This window comes from Limosilactobacillus pulli, assembly GCF_947381555.1.
GTDB lineage: Bacteria > Bacillota > Bacilli > Lactobacillales > Lactobacillaceae > Limosilactobacillus > Limosilactobacillus pulli.
On sequence record NZ_CANCWQ010000003.1, the window covers coordinates 39,198 to 55,399 of the forward strand.

Annotated in this window: 15 protein-coding genes and 1 other annotated feature; all 15 genes read right to left on the reverse strand. The window is 46.4% G+C overall.

The window, feature by feature from the left end; all coding sequences use genetic code 11:
- Positions 1-8: 8 nt before the first annotated feature.
- Entirely contained in the window at positions 9-1,568 is a 1,560-nt protein-coding gene (gene rny, locus QOS03_RS01570) for a ribonuclease Y (RefSeq protein WP_169461140.1), read from the reverse strand.
- Positions 1,569-1,779: 211 nt separating this feature from the next.
- Positions 1,780-2,874: a recombinase RecA gene (gene recA, locus QOS03_RS01575; protein WP_169461141.1), complete on the reverse strand. Its 1,095-nt coding sequence runs from the start codon at positions 2,872-2,874 to the stop codon at positions 1,780-1,782.
- An 81-nt stretch (positions 2,875-2,955) separates the two neighbouring features.
- Positions 2,956-4,221, reverse strand: coding sequence for a competence/damage-inducible protein A (locus tag QOS03_RS01580; RefSeq protein ID WP_283575133.1), 1,266 nt, complete (start codon positions 4,219-4,221; stop codon positions 2,956-2,958).
- Positions 4,222-4,330: 109 nt separating this feature from the next.
- Positions 4,331-4,915, reverse strand: coding sequence for a CDP-diacylglycerol--glycerol-3-phosphate 3-phosphatidyltransferase (gene pgsA, locus QOS03_RS01585; protein WP_169461143.1), 585 nt, complete (start codon positions 4,913-4,915; stop codon positions 4,331-4,333).
- 25 nt (positions 4,916-4,940) lie between these two features.
- Positions 4,941-5,963, reverse strand: a complete 1,023-nt coding sequence (locus QOS03_RS01590) for a helix-turn-helix domain-containing protein (RefSeq protein WP_283575134.1) — start codon at positions 5,961-5,963, stop codon at positions 4,941-4,943.
- A gap of 83 nt (positions 5,964-6,046) precedes the next feature.
- Positions 6,047-7,345: an EF-P 5-aminopentanol modification-associated protein YfmH gene (gene yfmH, locus QOS03_RS01595; protein ID WP_283575135.1), complete on the reverse strand. Its 1,299-nt coding sequence runs from the start codon at positions 7,343-7,345 to the stop codon at positions 6,047-6,049.
- Positions 7,345-8,601 (reverse strand): EF-P 5-aminopentanol modification-associated protein YfmF, encoded by a 1,257-nt coding sequence (gene yfmF, locus QOS03_RS01600; protein ID WP_272216419.1) that lies wholly within the window; start codon positions 8,599-8,601, stop codon positions 7,345-7,347. Before yfmF ends, yfmH begins: the two co-directional genes overlap by 1 nt.
- Positions 8,602-8,744: 143 nt before the next feature.
- Positions 8,745-9,590, reverse strand: coding sequence for an amino acid ABC transporter substrate-binding protein (locus QOS03_RS01605; protein ID WP_169461147.1), 846 nt, complete (start codon positions 9,588-9,590; stop codon positions 8,745-8,747).
- Positions 9,591-9,607: 17 nt separating this feature from the next.
- Entirely contained in the window at positions 9,608-10,249 is a 642-nt protein-coding gene (locus QOS03_RS01610; RefSeq protein WP_169461148.1) for an amino acid ABC transporter ATP-binding protein, read from the reverse strand.
- 15 nt (positions 10,250-10,264) lie between these two features.
- Positions 10,265-10,906, reverse strand: a complete 642-nt coding sequence (locus QOS03_RS01615) for an amino acid ABC transporter permease (protein ID WP_283575177.1) — start codon at positions 10,904-10,906, stop codon at positions 10,265-10,267.
- A 175-nt stretch (positions 10,907-11,081) separates the two neighbouring features.
- Positions 11,082-11,312, reverse strand: a binding site (T-box leader).
- Positions 11,313-11,380: 68 nt separating this feature from the next.
- Entirely contained in the window at positions 11,381-11,917 is a 537-nt protein-coding gene (gene mreD / locus QOS03_RS01620) for a rod shape-determining protein MreD (protein WP_283575136.1), read from the reverse strand.
- A 12-nt stretch (positions 11,918-11,929) separates the two neighbouring features.
- Complete coding sequence (mreC, locus tag QOS03_RS01625) at positions 11,930-12,781, reverse strand: rod shape-determining protein MreC (protein ID WP_169461151.1); 852 nt, start codon at positions 12,779-12,781, stop codon at positions 11,930-11,932.
- A 116-nt stretch (positions 12,782-12,897) separates the two neighbouring features.
- Complete coding sequence (locus QOS03_RS01630) at positions 12,898-13,905, reverse strand: rod shape-determining protein (protein WP_006500252.1); 1,008 nt, start codon at positions 13,903-13,905, stop codon at positions 12,898-12,900.
- Between the two features lie 170 nt (positions 13,906-14,075).
- The gene (locus tag QOS03_RS01635; protein ID WP_283575137.1) at positions 14,076-14,714 is read right to left on the reverse strand and encodes a JAB domain-containing protein; all 639 of its coding nucleotides are present in this window, start codon (positions 14,712-14,714) and stop codon (positions 14,076-14,078) included.
- Positions 14,715-14,788: 74 nt separating this feature from the next.
- The gene (locus QOS03_RS01640; RefSeq protein ID WP_283575138.1) at positions 14,789-16,138 is read right to left on the reverse strand and encodes a bifunctional folylpolyglutamate synthase/dihydrofolate synthase; all 1,350 of its coding nucleotides are present in this window, start codon (positions 16,136-16,138) and stop codon (positions 14,789-14,791) included.
- Between the last annotated feature and the right edge of the window lie 64 nt (positions 16,139-16,202).

The window sequence follows — 16,202 nt, forward strand, 5'->3', positions numbered from 1 at the left end:
CCTATTTACTATTTGGCATAATCGACGGCCCGTACTTCACGAATAACCGTAACCTTGATATGGCCAGGATATTCAAGCTGTCCTTCGATTTCCTTTTTAATATCATGTGCCAGAGCCGTTGCCTGTAAGTCGGTAATCTTATCTGGCTTGACGATTACACGAACCTCACGACCAGCTTGGATGGCATAGCTGTGATCGACGCCCGAATTACGGTTGGCGATCTCTTCTAGTTTCTTGAGCCGTTGAATGTATTGCTCAAGTGACTCGCTGCGTGCACCTGGACGAGCACCTGAAATTGCATCGGCAGCTTGAACCAATACGGCAATGATTGACTCTGCCGGTACGTCGCCGTGGTGCGATGCAATTGTGTTGATTACAACCGGATTTTCTTTATACTTGCGAGTCAACTCGACCCCCAATTCGACATGTGAGCCATCAACCTCATGGTCAACAGCTTTACCGATATCATGCAATAAACCAGCGCGTTTCGCTAGGGTAACGTCTTCGCCCAGCTCGGCAGCCATAATTCCTGCCAGCTTGGCAACTTCAATTGAATGGTCCAAAACATTTTGGCCATAGCTAGTCCGATACTTCATCCGACCAATCGTCTTGATCAGATCTGGATGCATTGCATGCAGTCCCAGATCAAACACGGTCTGCTCACCAGTTTCACGCAGTTGAGCATCCATATCCTTACGGGCTTTTTCAACTGCTTCTTCGATTCTGGCTGGATGAATGCGACCATCTTGGATCAGACGCTCTAAAGCCATCTTGGCAATTTCACGCCGCACCGGATCAAAACCGCTTAAAACGACTGCCTGTGGCGTATCGTCGATAATCAGATCGATGCCGGTTAAAGTTTCCAAAGTACGAATGTTGCGTCCCTCACGTCCGATGATACGACCCTTCATATCATCATTTGGCAAGGTAACAACGGAAACCGTTGCTTCTGAAACCGTGTCGGCAGCACTACGCTGAATAGCTTCCACAATCAGCTGCTTGGCCTTTTTATCAGCCGTCAGTTCTGCCGCCTGCTCACTATCACGGATCATGACTTCTCGTTCCGTCTTCAATTCATTCTTGATCTGCTTCAAAAGCAGCTCTTTGGCATCTTCATGCGACATCTGAGCTACTTTTTCCAGTTCAGCCTGACGCTGTTCAATCAATTGCGTTACATGTTGTTGACTTTTTTGAATCTGCTCATTCCTTTGATCCAGCTTGCGTTCGCGGGAACTGACTGCATTTTCTCTTTTTTCAAGGGCATTATCCTTGCGATCAAGCGTGGTTTCGCGCTGCAGCATGCGGTCCTCTTGACGCTGAACCTCATCCCGGCGCTTTTTCAGCTCTTGTTCCACGCTTTCCCGATATCTGTGACTTTCTTCTTTAGCCTCTAAAACAGCTTCTTTTTTGGCCGTCGCAGCATCTTTTTTCGCAGCAGCGATAATTCCCTCGGCGCTATTGTGCGCCTGTGCAATTTGTTTCTCATAAGAGACTTTTCGAATTACATAGCCGACAATAATACCGACAACCATAGCGAGCGCGGCGATTAACAAGCCGAAAGCACTCATCGTTTCACCTCCGCATCAACTATTTTATGTTGTTGGTTGAATTAACAATTAATTAATAGTGAACAAATGAAAATTTGCACACAAAGTAATTTTAATCGTGCTTAAGAATGGTGTCAACAATTCGAGTTAAACAAATCCTAATGTCTTGACAAAGATTGTTCAAATCTAAATAAAACCCAGGCCAATCATTATCAGACCTGAGTTTTATGAATTATTTTTCTTTGGTTTCAGTTGCCATATCCAGGCTTTCTTGCTGTGGTTTCTTGTCCTTGGCAGTGTCTTTTTCGCTGTTGGCAGCTGCCGTTAATGAAGCATCCGGTTCCATGCCATAGGCCACTCGAACCTTATTGGTCAGCTCAGCCATCGCTTCTGGATGTTCTTCAAACCACTTTTTGGCGTTCTCACGACCTTGACCAATTCGCTCATTGCCGTAGGAATACCATGCGCCACTCTTTTTAACCAGATCTTTTTCAACGGCCATATCCAAAACCTCACCCGTCTTAGAGATTCCCTGACCGTACATGATGTCGACCTCAGCCTTTCTAAATGGCGGTGCAACCTTATTTTTGACGACCTTAATCTTGGCACGGTTACCGATTACCTCGGTTCCATCTTTTAGCTGCTCACCACGCCGAATCTCCATTCGAATCGTGGAGTAGAATTTAAGGGCTCGGCCACCCGGCGTCGTTTCTGGATTCCCAAACATCACACCGACTTTTTCACGAATCTGATTGATAAAGATGGCAATCGTCTTGGTCTTATTAATCTCACCAGAAAGCTTCCGCAAAGCCTGCGACATCAGACGTGCCTGCAGACCAACGTGAGTATCACCCATCTCACCTTCAATTTCGGCTCGTGGAACCAGTGCGGCTACTGAGTCGACAATAACGATGTCGACCGCCCCACTGGCAATCAAGGCATCCGCAATCTCCAGTCCCTCTTCACCGGTATCGGGCTGAGAGAGCAACAGATCCTTGACATTAACCCCCAATGCCTGAGCATATTGAGGATCCAATGCGTTTTCGGCATCAATGTAGGCTGCCGTACCGCCGCGTTTTTGCACTTCAGCAACGGCATGCAGCGCTACCGTCGTCTTACCAGAACTTTCTGGACCATACATTTCAATGATTCGGCCACGTGGATAGCCACCTACCCCCAATGCCTCGTCAATTGCCAATGAGCCACTGGAGACCGTTGCAATCTTGGTGTCGGCAGCATCGCCCATTCGCATGATGGAACCCTTACCGAAGTTTTTTTCGATCTTGCGCAGTGCATTTTCCAGCGCTGCCTGTCGTTGATCAGCCAAAATGTTTTCCTCCTTATGTCCGAAGTTGTCTGTAACTATCTTATCAGTAATCGAGGGTAAAAGACAAGCAAAAAGTGAACATTAGTTCGTTTTATTTTGCAGTGCCCAGTAGACGTACAATAATCCCATTTGAACACTGCGCTGCCGAATCCATTGGCGCGTTGCCATTTTCGGTGACAGATGCAGCAGCCTGGTCTGAGTTGGCTGACCTTTGATTGCAATCCCGATCCAAACCGTCCCTGCCGGCTGGTTTTCCAAAGCATCGGGACCCGCAACACCGGTAAACGAGACCCCGACTTTCGCATTCATCTTTTGTTGACAGCCTTCAGCCATTGCCTTAGCGGTTTGAGCACTGACAACACCATACCGATCGATAATGCTTGGAGAAACGCCCAGCAGCTGTTCCTTAGCCTGAGCAGCATAGGTTACAAAACCACCATTAAAGACTTTCGAGGCGCCTGGTACGCTGCAGATCGTACTCTGGAACATGCCACCCGTTAAGCTTTCGGCACTGGTGATCGTCCAGTGATGCTCCTGGAGTAATTTGACAACCTGTGCAGCCAGCGTGACATGCTCGCCAATCCCAAAACAGTATTGGCCAAGTTGTTTAAAAATTGCCTGTTCAGCGGCCGTTAGTCGCAAAAGTGCCTGATCTTCAGTGACATCATGAATCGTCAGTCGTACCTGAATCTCACCAGGTTGAACGTATGAGGTTGCTAAGACGCCATCAATCCTGGCATCGACCAATATCTGATTAATCTCATCCATCAAAAGCGATTCTGGTTGGCCCAAAAAATGCAGATTGTGGCCGTAAATAGCCCGCCCGCTGCCAAATTGCTGCTTTAAAAGCGGTATGAGACTTTGCGTGACCATTGGCTTGAATTCACGTGGTGGTCCTGGCAAAACGACATAGGTGTGATCTTGATGATTCAAATAGGCCCCAATTGCCATGCCGGTTGGATTGGATAACGGTTGGCCCCCTTTTAGATAGTAGGCCATTTTAATATTTTCTGGCGTCATTTGCGTCTGTCGGGCTGTAAAATCAGCTTGAATTTTTTGCCACTGATTATCATCTAAAGCTAATTCAACACCAATTGCCTTTGCCGTACTGGCCATGGTCTGATCATCAGGCGTTGGTCCCAGACCGCCGCAGACAAAGATCAGCTGAGCCCGCTTTTGTGCCTGTCTGATGGCTGCTTGAATGTGCTTGGGATCATCATCAGTCGTCGTCTGCCAATATGCATTTATATCGAGCCGTCGCAATTGATCAGCCAAAAAGCGGGCATTGGTATTGACAATCTGCCCCAAGATAATTTCGGTTCCGATTGAGATAATTTCTGCTTCCATAAGTCATCCCCCTCAACTTAATATATGCCGATTATCGGCTAATGCATTTAAAAAATCAAAAAAAGCAGCCGCTAAAGCTCATTTGCCTTAGAAGACTGCTTCTTTGCTTTTATTTAAAACCATCCGCAAAAACGCCCCGCCCCTTAACGAAGTAGTCGATTCCTGAGTAAATCGTAAAGAACAGGCAGATGTAGAGCATGATCTGGCCAAATGGAATATTCCAAATGGCAAAGATCACATTATGCATCAACAAGAAGATAATAGCGATAAACTGCGTAGTCGTCTTGATCTTGCCTGGCATCTTGGCAGCCAATACCGTCCCGTTTTGCTCAACCAAAAGCAATCGTAATCCCGTTACCGAAAGCTCACGCCAGATAATGATAGTCGTTACCCAAGAAGGTACAACGCCTTGACCAGTCAAAACGATAAATGCCGTCATGACCAGCAGCTTGTCAGCCAATGGATCTGCAAACTTACCAAAATTGGTTACCAAATGATCGCGCCGCGCAATCCGACCATCTAGATTATCGGTAATCGTAGCTGCGATAAATAAAATTGCCGCAATCAGTTCGGCAACCGGAATCGTGGCACCCCAAAAAGTTACGCTTCCCCAGCCAAATGGTACGACCATTAAGATTAAGAAAAACGGAATAATAATCAGCCGGACGATGGTTAATTTGTTTGGTAGATTCAACGAAACTTCCCCCTATTTGATTGAATTAACGCGTACTGGATGCGGTCGTCTGCGTTGACGAAGCAGTCGTCGAACTTGAACTCAAGTTGCTTGCACTAGTCGTTGATGAAGTGCTTTGTGATGAGCTGGTTGCCGTCGTCGATGAAGAAGTCGATGAGGCTGAGGACGATTGCGTGGTATTGCCAAGCTTGATCGTGACCGTCCGCGTGTTTGGATAAGTGTTGCTTTGCGTCAGATCAAGCGTAGTATTGCCGAGCTTGACCGTCGTTGCACTGGCATTGCCAAGCGTTAAGACGATTGTTTGCGCGCTCTTGGCAATCTTGATCGTTTCCGTTTGGTTGGCACTCATCGTCTTGCTTAGACGCTGTGAGTTGTCTACCGTTACGGCATTCCAAGCCTGGCCGGAAGTCTTGATCGTCAGCGCCGTGTCCTTGCTCAAGGCATCGCCGGTAAACGTAACGGCACTGCTGGTCCGATTCGTTGCCGTCAGCTTAATATTACTTGACGTTTTCTTTGAGCTTGATGAAGACTTCTTTTTACTTGAGCTGGAAGACTTCTTGCTTGATTCACCGGAAACCTTAACCGAGCTGTTGTCAATCTTAGTTGATGAATCCTTGTGGCTGCGGACGATTGCCGTCAGCCAGATAGCAGCCAAAACCACGATAACGACAATAATTGCAATCAGTGTTGGCAGATACTTTCTGGCATCGTTGACCTTGGTAAGCTTGCGTTTTGAAGTAGCCCGGGTCTCAACGGCTTGAGCAATATGTTCTGAATATTCATCAGTCTTGGCTTTAGGCAGATCGTCATCGTATTCCTTTAACAAGTCCTCGCCGTCCAGGCCAACCGTATCGGCATACTGCTTGACAAACGCCCGTACGTAAAAGTCACCAGGCAGCTCATCAAATTTTTCGTCTTCGATGGCAATCAAGTAGCGCTTTTGAATCTTGGTTGCCTGCTGCAGGTCATCGAGGGTCAATCCCTTGGCTACCCGAGCATCATGAAGCTTTTTACCAACTTCTGGTCGTTTTTCTTCGTTTTCACTCATACCTAATCCTCATTCTTTATTAAATTTGTCCATAACCTAGACCAGTATAGCATACTATCACCACGACAAATTTTAAGAAACGCTTATTTCGTCGGTGGCACAATCTGATAGACCGAGAGTCGTTCAGGCTTAATAAACTGATCGATTGCAGTCGTCAATTCATCATATTCAATACCACGCAAAATCTCGATCTCATCAAGCAGCGTAGCATGATCAAAGTAGCCGCCGCCATAAAGCACCGCTATGTTTTCTGGTGAGTCCAACTGATTGATTAAACGGCCCAGCATCGCATGCTTAATGTCTTCAAACTGATTCTTGACTGCTTCTAGCTGTTTAGGAGCTTCTTTTAAAATCTGAATCATGGCATCGCTAAATTGCTCCATCTGATCCGTATCCGTGCTGAACGTTGCCAGATGAAAGCCGCGCTGAATCTCAAAATTATAGTTAAACGAGTCATCAATAATACCCGCATCATATAATCGCAAAAAATTGGCCGAGGTCTCGTCAAACAGCATTGCCAAAAGCAGATTGATCCGCCACTTATAAAGCAGCCGCTGTTTGCCATCGTCAAGCTGCTGAATACCACGCAATCCAACCATGACCTTGGGACGTTCAACCGCCATCGTCAGCGTACGAAATGGAATCACGTCATTGGCATCTGGATCGCTGATCACAGCCAGGCGCTTAGGCAGACTAGGTGTATCGAAATGCTTTTGGGCCTGATTCTGCTCAACCCACGCTAAGGTCTGATCAATGTCAAGCTTGCCAGCAATAAACAGATTCATATTGGCTGGCTGATAAAACGTTCGATAGGCATCATAAAGCATTTCAGCCGTAATTTTTTGAATTGATTCCTGCGTACCAGCAATATCAATGCGCATCGGATCATTAGGATACAGATTGCCCAGCATCCCCAAATACAGTCGCCAGCCAGGATCGTCATTGTACATAGTGATTTCTTGACCAATGATCCCCTTTTCTTTTGCCACAGTCTGCTCAGTAAAATATGGATCCTGTACAAAATCCAGTAATACATCTAGATTTTCATGCAGATGTGAAGTTGTTGAAAACAGGTAGCGCGTCTGCGTGAAGCTGGTAAATGCATTGGCATCGGCTCCCAGCCTGCCAAACAGATCAAAGGCATCATGATCAGCCTTTTCAAACATCTTATGTTCCAAAAAATGCGCTACGCCGTCTGGAAGCGTCAACAGCTCATCTTTTCCAACCGGCACAAATGCATTGTCGATTGAGCCAAACTCAGTCGACAAAACGGCATAGGTCTTGTGAAAGCTTTCCATTGGCAGCATGGTTACTAAAAGACCATTTGTCAGGCGTTGTTGATACACGGTTTGATTAAATTTTGGATATTTAAACTGCTGCATTATTCTTCACCATCCAAAAAATAGACTGCCTGCAGCTGAAGCTTTTGAGCCAATTTAGCAACCTGGTCGTGACTAACCTGCTGCAACGACTCAACGACGTTTTCAGCCGGCAGGTGGTTGCTCATACAGTCAACCAGCCAGTGTTCAACGATACCGCCAGGTGCATCCAGACCGGTTTGATACTGGTTGATCAAGGCATCCTTAACTTCTTGCATAACCATTTCGGTAAAGTCACCTGCTTGAACTGCTTTGACCTGAGCTTCGATTAGTTGCTGGGCTTGGGATCGGTTTTGTGCATCAATCCCGGTTTGAATTGCCAAATGACTGCTGAACAATCGTAATTGACTAGAGGCATAATAAGCCAGGCTGGCTTTTTCACGCACATTGGCAAACAGCTTGGAATATGGCGTGCCGCCCAGGATTCCATTCATGACCAAGGCTGCATAGTAGTTCTCATCACGATAAAAAACCGGAAAATGATAGGCCAGATTCAATTTGGCCTGGTTAACGTCTTGATGCTCAGTCAATTCACGCACGCGATGATGAAATGGCTGACGATAGCAGACATCTTGTGGCAATGGTGACTGACGTGGCTTTAATGGCCACTGACTAAACAAATCAAATACCATTTGCGGATCCACGTTGCCATAAACGAAGATATCAACCTGATCATGATCAAGCATATCATGATAGGTTGAAACCAGTGATGATGGCGTAATCTTTTCTAGATCTTTTAAACGGCCATAGCTGGGAATGCGCATCAAAGAGCTCTGATCATAATAAAGACGATCCAATTGCCAGGCTGCATAATATTGCTTATTTTCCTTGATTGAGGCTAATTCGTTAACGACATTTTGCCGCTGTGTCTTAAAGGTTGCCTCATCAAAAGCACCATCTTTAATCAGTGGACAAAAGATCATCTGATATAAAATCTCAACCAGGCTGGCAAAAACGCCCGGCTGTGCAAACCGATCATCGACTGCCTCAGCACGGACTCGTAGCGTATGCGCATAGCCAATGCGACCGACGCTGGCACTGGCATCGGCACCATACAGATGATTTAGTGCCTTGGCAAATGCCGTCTGTGTTGGATATTTGGCCGTGCTGGTCTCCAAAAGATTAGCCAATAGGTTGCGTGATGCCGGATTGTCAACGGTTTGCGGCGTAGCAAAGTTGACCAGGATTCGATTAACGTGAAACCGTGACGTCGGCTTGACATGCAGTCTGACGCCTGGCTGCAGATTAAAATCCACCATATTACCCTCATTTCCAAATTAATTGACGAATTGCAATCGTCATGTTTCATTCTTGCTGATAGATACAATATTTCATCTTACTTGATTCTACGATAAATTACAAACGAGGACGCGCTGGTGCACGTCCTCGTTGATAAATGATTTTATTTTTTAACTGGCCCCAGGTAATTGCTGCTGATGCCAAACCATTTCTTATTGATCCGACGCAGTTCGCCATTCTTTTGCAGTTTGGCCAGGCCTTCATTGACCTTCTTTTGCAGCGTCTTATCACCCTTGCGCATGCCCACGGCAAAATAGTCTTGCGGCATCTTCGAGTCAGTATAGACTTGATAGGCCGAACTGTCTTTTTGGTGCTTGATGTAGTAGTCGGCATAGACCTCATCCATCAAGATCCCTTGAATTCGGTTGGCATTCAAATCGATAAATGCATCAGGGAAGGTATCATAGAGCACGGCTTTGTGATTTTTAATGCGGTCTTTCAGCAGCTTAGGGTATTCATCCAAGACCGCAGCCCCCGTTGAACCATTTTGAACCCCCAAGCTCTTGCCTTTCATATCACTGAAATTATTGATGTGATCTTTTTTCTTGGTAACCAAGACCTGCTTGTTAAGCAAGTAGACTCGGCTAAAGGCAACCTTTTTGGCTCGTTGCGGAGTCACTGAATAACCATTCCATAATAGATCAATGGTCCCGTTTTTCAGTTCGGTTTCTTTCATCGACCAGTCGATCGTTTGAAAATCAACCTTGATGCCATACTGCTTAAACACTGCCTTGGCCAGATCGATGTCATAGCCCACCAACTTGCCGTTTTTTTGGCGAAAGCCCATTGGCACGAAACTATCATCAAGGCCAATCACTACCTTGCCGCGTCGCTGAATCTGCTTCCAGGTATCCTGTGTGTTGGCACGCTGCGTTACGTTTTCGCAGCCGCTCAGCAGCATGACCGGCAAGATCAGCAGCAACAGCAGCCAATACTTAAACTTCTTCAATTTTCCTGCCCCCATTTTTATTGCTGATCCAAGGCCTTAACCTGCAAAATATCGTCAGCAACTTTTTGAGCAAAGTCCATATCGTGCGTAACCACCAGTTGCGTCATGCCGTCTTTTTTCAAGCCAAGAATCAATTTGGCCACTTCATCTCGCAAATTGGGGTCAAGTGCTGAGGTCGGCTCGTCATAGCAAAGAATTTTGGGCTTCATTGCCAGGGCCCGTGCAATCGCCACCCGCTGCTTTTGACCACCTGACAGCTGGTATGGATAAAGATCACCTTTGCCGTCCAGACCAAGTTCTTTTAAAAGCTCTTCAGCATCTTTTTGAGCCTCATCTTTGGACTTTTTCAAAACCAAGGTTGGTGCCAAGGTGACGTTTTCAAGCACCGACAGATTCGGAAAGAGATTAAAGTCTTGAAAAACAACGCCAATTACACTGTCAGAGCGTTCCGTTCCTTGAGGATCAAAAGGACGGCCATCAATCAAGAATTTACCGCTGTCGGCTGCTTCCAACCCGGTAATGCAGCGCAAAAGCGTCGTCTTACCGGCACCGGATGGACCAACGATGCATAAAATCTCGCCATCTTTAACCGTTAGATTGACACCGTCCAAAATTTGACGACCGCCAAAACTTTTTTTCAGTTCCTGTACTTCCAGCATATTCATGGCCTCCTTTTATCTAAAGTATGAGTAGCGCTTTTCAACCTTGTTTAGGATAAACGTGCAGATCCCAATCAAAATCAGATAGATCAAGCCGACCAAAAGCAATGGTACCAGCGTTACGTCTCGTGCCGTGGCAACGTTGCCGGCCCGCAGCAGATCGCCAAGTCCAATTACGTATACCAAGGATGAGTCTTTGACCAAGTTGATGACTTCATTACCAATCGAAGGAATCACGATCTTGACCACCTGTGGGATCACAATCTTGCGCAGCGTCTGACCATAGCTCAAGCGCAGTACTCGTGCAGCTTCGTATTGGCCTTGATCAATGGATTGAAAGCCGCCACGGAAAATTTCAGCAAAGTAGGCACCATAGTTAAGAATAAAGGCAAACAAAGCCGCATCATAGCGTTGAAAGACAATTCCGACAATCGGCAAACCGTAAAAGACAAAGATCAGCTGCAGCAAAAGTGGCGTTCCTCGCATCAGCCAGACATAGATCTCAAGGATCCACTGCAGCGGCCGGAACTTAGACGTTAACCCCAAGCTGACCAAAATTCCCAAAGGCAATGAGCCAATCAGCGTCCAGAAAAAAAGCTTCAAGGTCATGCCGGCGCCCTGCAAAAGCGACGGCAGAATCTCCATAACGTAGTGCATTGACATAATAAAACCTCCCTCAAATGCTTCGATAACAAAAAACGTCCCCAACAGTCACCTTGACTGTCGAGGACGCCGTAGCGTGATCCCACCTCGGATTTACAAAGGCTTCACAGCCAGTGCCTCATCAAGTTCAAATCTTCAAGGAAAGCAAAAACGCCCCCGAGCACATGGCTCAGAGGGCGTTGCCGCGGTTCCACCTCATCATTGCAGCCGGCTCACGCCAGGCTGCCTCAGCGAGTTCAAATTTAAACTCTGTGCTGTAACGGGCTTCCCCGGAGCGACTTACTCGATTCAATCGCCCAACTCGCAGATGTGATTCACTGTTGTCCTCTGGTCGCTTCCCATCAACCGCGACTCGCTGAGCAGATGACTAAACAGCTACTAGTCTGTTCTTTGTTTTTGTTATCGTTTTTTAATAATTGTCAGTATCTTACTATCATCCTGCGATCTTGTCAATACTTCTGTGTAAATTTAGCGCCGCTCTGTATCGGCAGCCCAGGTAATCAGCTTTTGCAACGGCAGGTACAAAACTATCAAGTAAACCAGGTTCAATGCTAAAGTCGGCAAGAGCGTGTCCAGCAAAAAGCCAGTCAAGCCAACCTTGGCAATGCCAATCGCTGCATAGGCCCAATAATTAAAAAACTCAAAAACCACCAGATCAATCAAGAAAATCAAAATAATTATCGGAAAGCTCGGTGTCATATATTTAGCCAGTAATTTGGTTAAGCCAACAACCATCGGATAAAGAAACATAAATAGGCCCAAGATTCCAGAATAATAAAGGTCGCAGACAATCCCTGCTGCCACTGCAAAGCCCATTAGCGGAATTTGCACGTCGCCTTCAAAAAAATAGGCGCAGACCAGCCAGACAATCACCAGCTGGCTAACCATTGCGTATGGGTAATGAAAGAAAAAGTCCGCAAAGACCCTGCTTAAAGAGCCATCCAGAAACAGTGCAACAAACAGGCCCAAGGGAAATACGTATTTCAACCGGGATAATCTATACATGTCGCACCGCCTCTAATCGTTTAATTCCGCTACCGTAACGATATTGATCTCATTAAAGTTGGTGGCTGGCTTGATGTAGACTTTCTTAGCCAAACCATAATCGTCCTTACCGATGCGAGAGACCTTACCGACATAGAGCCCTTTAGGCGTAATCCCGCCCATTCCGTTGGTCATGACCTTGGCGCCTTTTTTGATTTTAGCCGTTGAGGTTACCTGACCCATGATCAATTCATTGGTTCTGGCATTGTAGCCGGTAATAATCCCGTTAACGTTTTTGCCATCCGAGCCATTAATCACTATTGAAAAACGGTTGGATGACTCGCTGGTATCACTGAGCAGTTCAACCTTACTGTTGGTCTTGTTAACCTCAGAGACGCGACCAATCAAGCCACCACCAGAAAGCACTGGCATATTTTTCTTAATGCCGCTGGTCTGTCCCTTATTGATGACCAACTGTTGCTGCCATGACGAAGGTGTTCTTGACATTACGGCCGCACTGACGGTTGAATAGTCCGTTAGTGAGCTTTTAAGCTTCAGTTCAGCTTTAAGCTCCTTATTTTCTTTGGCCAGCGTTTGATCGCGAACCTTAACCTGCGCCAGTTCAGAAACTTTTTGCTTGAGTTCACGATTTTCCGTGTAGGCATTCATCAATTCAGAAACTGAGCTGACGCCACTTTGGACTGCATTAACCGGATAGGCCACAATGTCATCAGCAAAACCAACGATGTCATTGCCAAACTGCTGAATCAGTGGCGGTGTCGAACGACGATTGCGCATGGCAACCGAGCCACCCATCAAGCCAAAGCAGGCCACCAGAATTACCACTGTAATTACCAAGCGGCGATTCGAAAAAAACTTCTGCATTTTTATCCTCCAATGCATCCAGATACATTTAACGGGGCTGGGCAAAACAAATCGTTTTGCGACCAGCCCCGCCCTGTTAACTGTATATCAGTTATTCTCTTTACTCTGAATCGTGACTACTTGCTCTTTTTCATCACGTCGATGCTCTTCAGTGACTCACCAGTCCCGATAGCAACGCAGTCTAATGGATCATTGGCGATAAATACCGGTACTTTGGTAGCGTCGGCAATAACCTCTGGCAAATGCTTAAGCAAGGCACCGCCACCAGTCAGGACGATCCCATGATCAATGACATCAGCCGCAATTTCAGGCGAGGTTTCTTCCAACGTTCCCTTGATGGCTTCAATGATGGCTTCCACAACGTCTTGCAAAGCATTGGAGACGTCAACCGCCGAAACTTCCTTGGTTTGTGGCAGACCGGTTACCAGGTCACGACCGCGAACCTCAGTCGTGCCCATTTCCTTAGCTGCTTCAACCGAAGCTGAGCCGATATCCCACTTGAGCTTTTCGGCCGTCCGTTCACCGATCAGCAGGTTCTTGTTTTGACGAACGAATTGAGCAATTGCATCGTTCATCTTGTCCCCAGCCATTCGAATCGAGCGGCTGGAAACAATCCCACCAAGCGAGATCGTAGCAACATCGGTCGTACCACCACCAATATCAACAACCATGCTGCCAGTTGGGTCCATAACCGGCAGACCAGCACCAATTGCAGCTGCAAAAGGCTCTTCGATCACATAGGCATCTCGAGCACCGGCAACCCGCGTCGCGTCAATTACGGCACGCTTTTCAACTTCCGTAACGCCGCTTGGTACGCAGACCATTACATATGGCTTGCCGCCGTTTTTACCCAAGGCCTTTTCCATGTAGTGCTTCATCATGGCAACCGTCGTGTCATAATCAGCAATTACGCCGTCTTTCATTGGGCGAATTGCCACGATGCTTGCTGGCGTACGGCCGATCATGTCGCGTGCTTCTTCGCCAACCGCAATGACCTCGCCGCTCTTTTTGTTGCGAGCAACTACGGATGGTTCACGCAAAACGATGCCCTTGCCTTCAATGTAAACAATAGTATTGGCCGTCCCAAGGTCGATGCCAATATTTTTTGCTCCAATTCCTAGCAATCTGTTTCTTCCCTTCGTATACAAAAGTAGTCGTTCTTTTTCATAATACAATAGCGTTGATATTATACCATAGCCGAACGTTAAATTAACAGACATTACTATACACCAAACGCTAAAGAAAAACAGCATTGCTATTCATCATTGGGAGTTCCTTAACCGAATTTTAAAATTCAATTCGCAATTTGACCATTAAATGTCGCATGACTTTCCTGACTTTCACGCCAGCTGTAGTAGTCTTGACTGCCAATCACCAGACAGTCCAATAAATGCAGTCCCAAAAGCTGGCAGCCCTGCTCCAATCGACTCATAAAGCTCAAATCCTGTCTGGATGGCGCAGGATCACCTGAAGGATGATTGTGTACCATGATCAGGCCAAATGAGTTCCAGTGAAGCGCATAGCGAAAAATCTGATCAGGATAGAGCATGCATTCGGCTTGCCCTCCTTTAAACAAACAGTGCCGAGCAATAATTTCGTTATGCACGTCCGTACAGAGAATCTCGACTGATTCTTGTGTCTGATCAGCCATCTCGTCCATTAAAAACTGACCAACTTCATTGCTGGAATAGGCATGCCCTAAAATCTCGTGCGGACAGGTTAGAATCAAACTGCCCAGCTCAATAGCCGCCAAAACCGGCTTGAGTCGTTTCCGATCATAACCTAAAAAGGCATCCTGCTCTTCCATAGTCATGCAGCGAAAAACTGCCGGCGTTGGAAACAGTTCTAAAAAATGATTGGCCAGATCCTCTTCCTTGCTAAATACCATGTTGACCAGTGTGACATAACGCTGCTGACAAGTTTTTTCGATCATTTGATTACCTCCCCTGCCAATACTATATGCAGACTAGAGCAGATAGTATTTTTTCGGTTAAAAATCAAATAACCTTAATTTTCAGCAACCGAATTAACGAAAAAACTGCGCACTTCTGAGATGAAATACAAAGAGCCGGTAATCAAAATAGCATCGTCTGCCGAAGCCTCCTTAGAAATTTTTAGCAGTCCTTCCTGCCAGCTGGCAGCTGTTTTGATTGGCCAACGCGTCTCAATGTCTTGAGCCGCTTTTTTTAAGTCGGCACTTGGTCGCTTGGGACCTGGTCCGGCAAAATTGGTCAGCATTAAATGTACGTTAGGCAAGCTGGCAATCTCACCCAACATCAACTGATACTGCTTATCTGCCAAAATGGCTACCAAAACATAAATCTCCATGTTTTTAAAATCGTCTTTGATTGTCGTCGTTAAAGCCTGCATCCCAGGGAGATTATGTGCTCCATCCAAGACTACCAGCGGCGAGTCGTTAACGACCTCCAAGCGACCTGGCCAACGCGTATCAGCCAGTCCCTGCCGAAACGACCTAACGTCAATCTGCAGTCCTTGCTGCTTTAAATAAAGCTGAGCCATGGTAATCGCAACGGCAGCATTGTCAACTTGATACTCACCCAACAGTCCCAACTGAAATCTTTGACGGTGGATCATCAAGCCATCATATTCAATCTCATTTTTCAATTGATGGTCATTTAGCTTTTTGGCCGTAAATTGGCGACCATTTTCATACAATGGTGCCTGCTTGTCTTGAGCAGCCTCTATGATCACCTGACGTGCGGCTTTGGGCAGTCTGCCGATTACGACCGGAACCTTAGGCTTGATGATCCCAGCTTTTTGAGCAGCAATCTCGCCCAGTGTATCGCCCAAAACATGCATATGATCGTAACCAACAGAGACGATGCCACTGACCTTGGGTACGATGACGTTGGTCGAGTCAAACAGACCGCCAATCCCCACTTCAAGAATGACGACGTCTGGCCGCATTTTGGCAAACCAGGTAAACATAATTGCCGTATCAATCTCAAATTCAGTTGGACCACCCTCTGGCAAAACCTCATCCAGATAGTCAACAACCGGCGCAACTTTTTGAACCGTCTTAACCAGCTCATCATCAGGAATCGGTTGACCATTTAATGAAATACGCTCATTAAAACGAACGATAAACGGTGAAGTAAACGTCCCTACGCTCAGGCCGTCTGCCATCAGCATTGATCTCAGCATAGCCGTTGTCGACCCTTTGCCGTTGGTTCCCGTAATATGCAGATAATCAAGGTTTTCCTGCGGATTGCCCAACTCTTGTAAAAATCGCCGCATACGCTTGAGTGTAGGAATTTTTTTGAACTTGGTACGACCGTGAATAAACGCCAACGCGTCATCATAGTTTTGAATGTTGGTCATGATGAATCCTTTCATTTTTACTGCTCATTATAGAACAATTGTTCGCAAAAGTCGAATTGATTTTAAAAAAACATCCCCA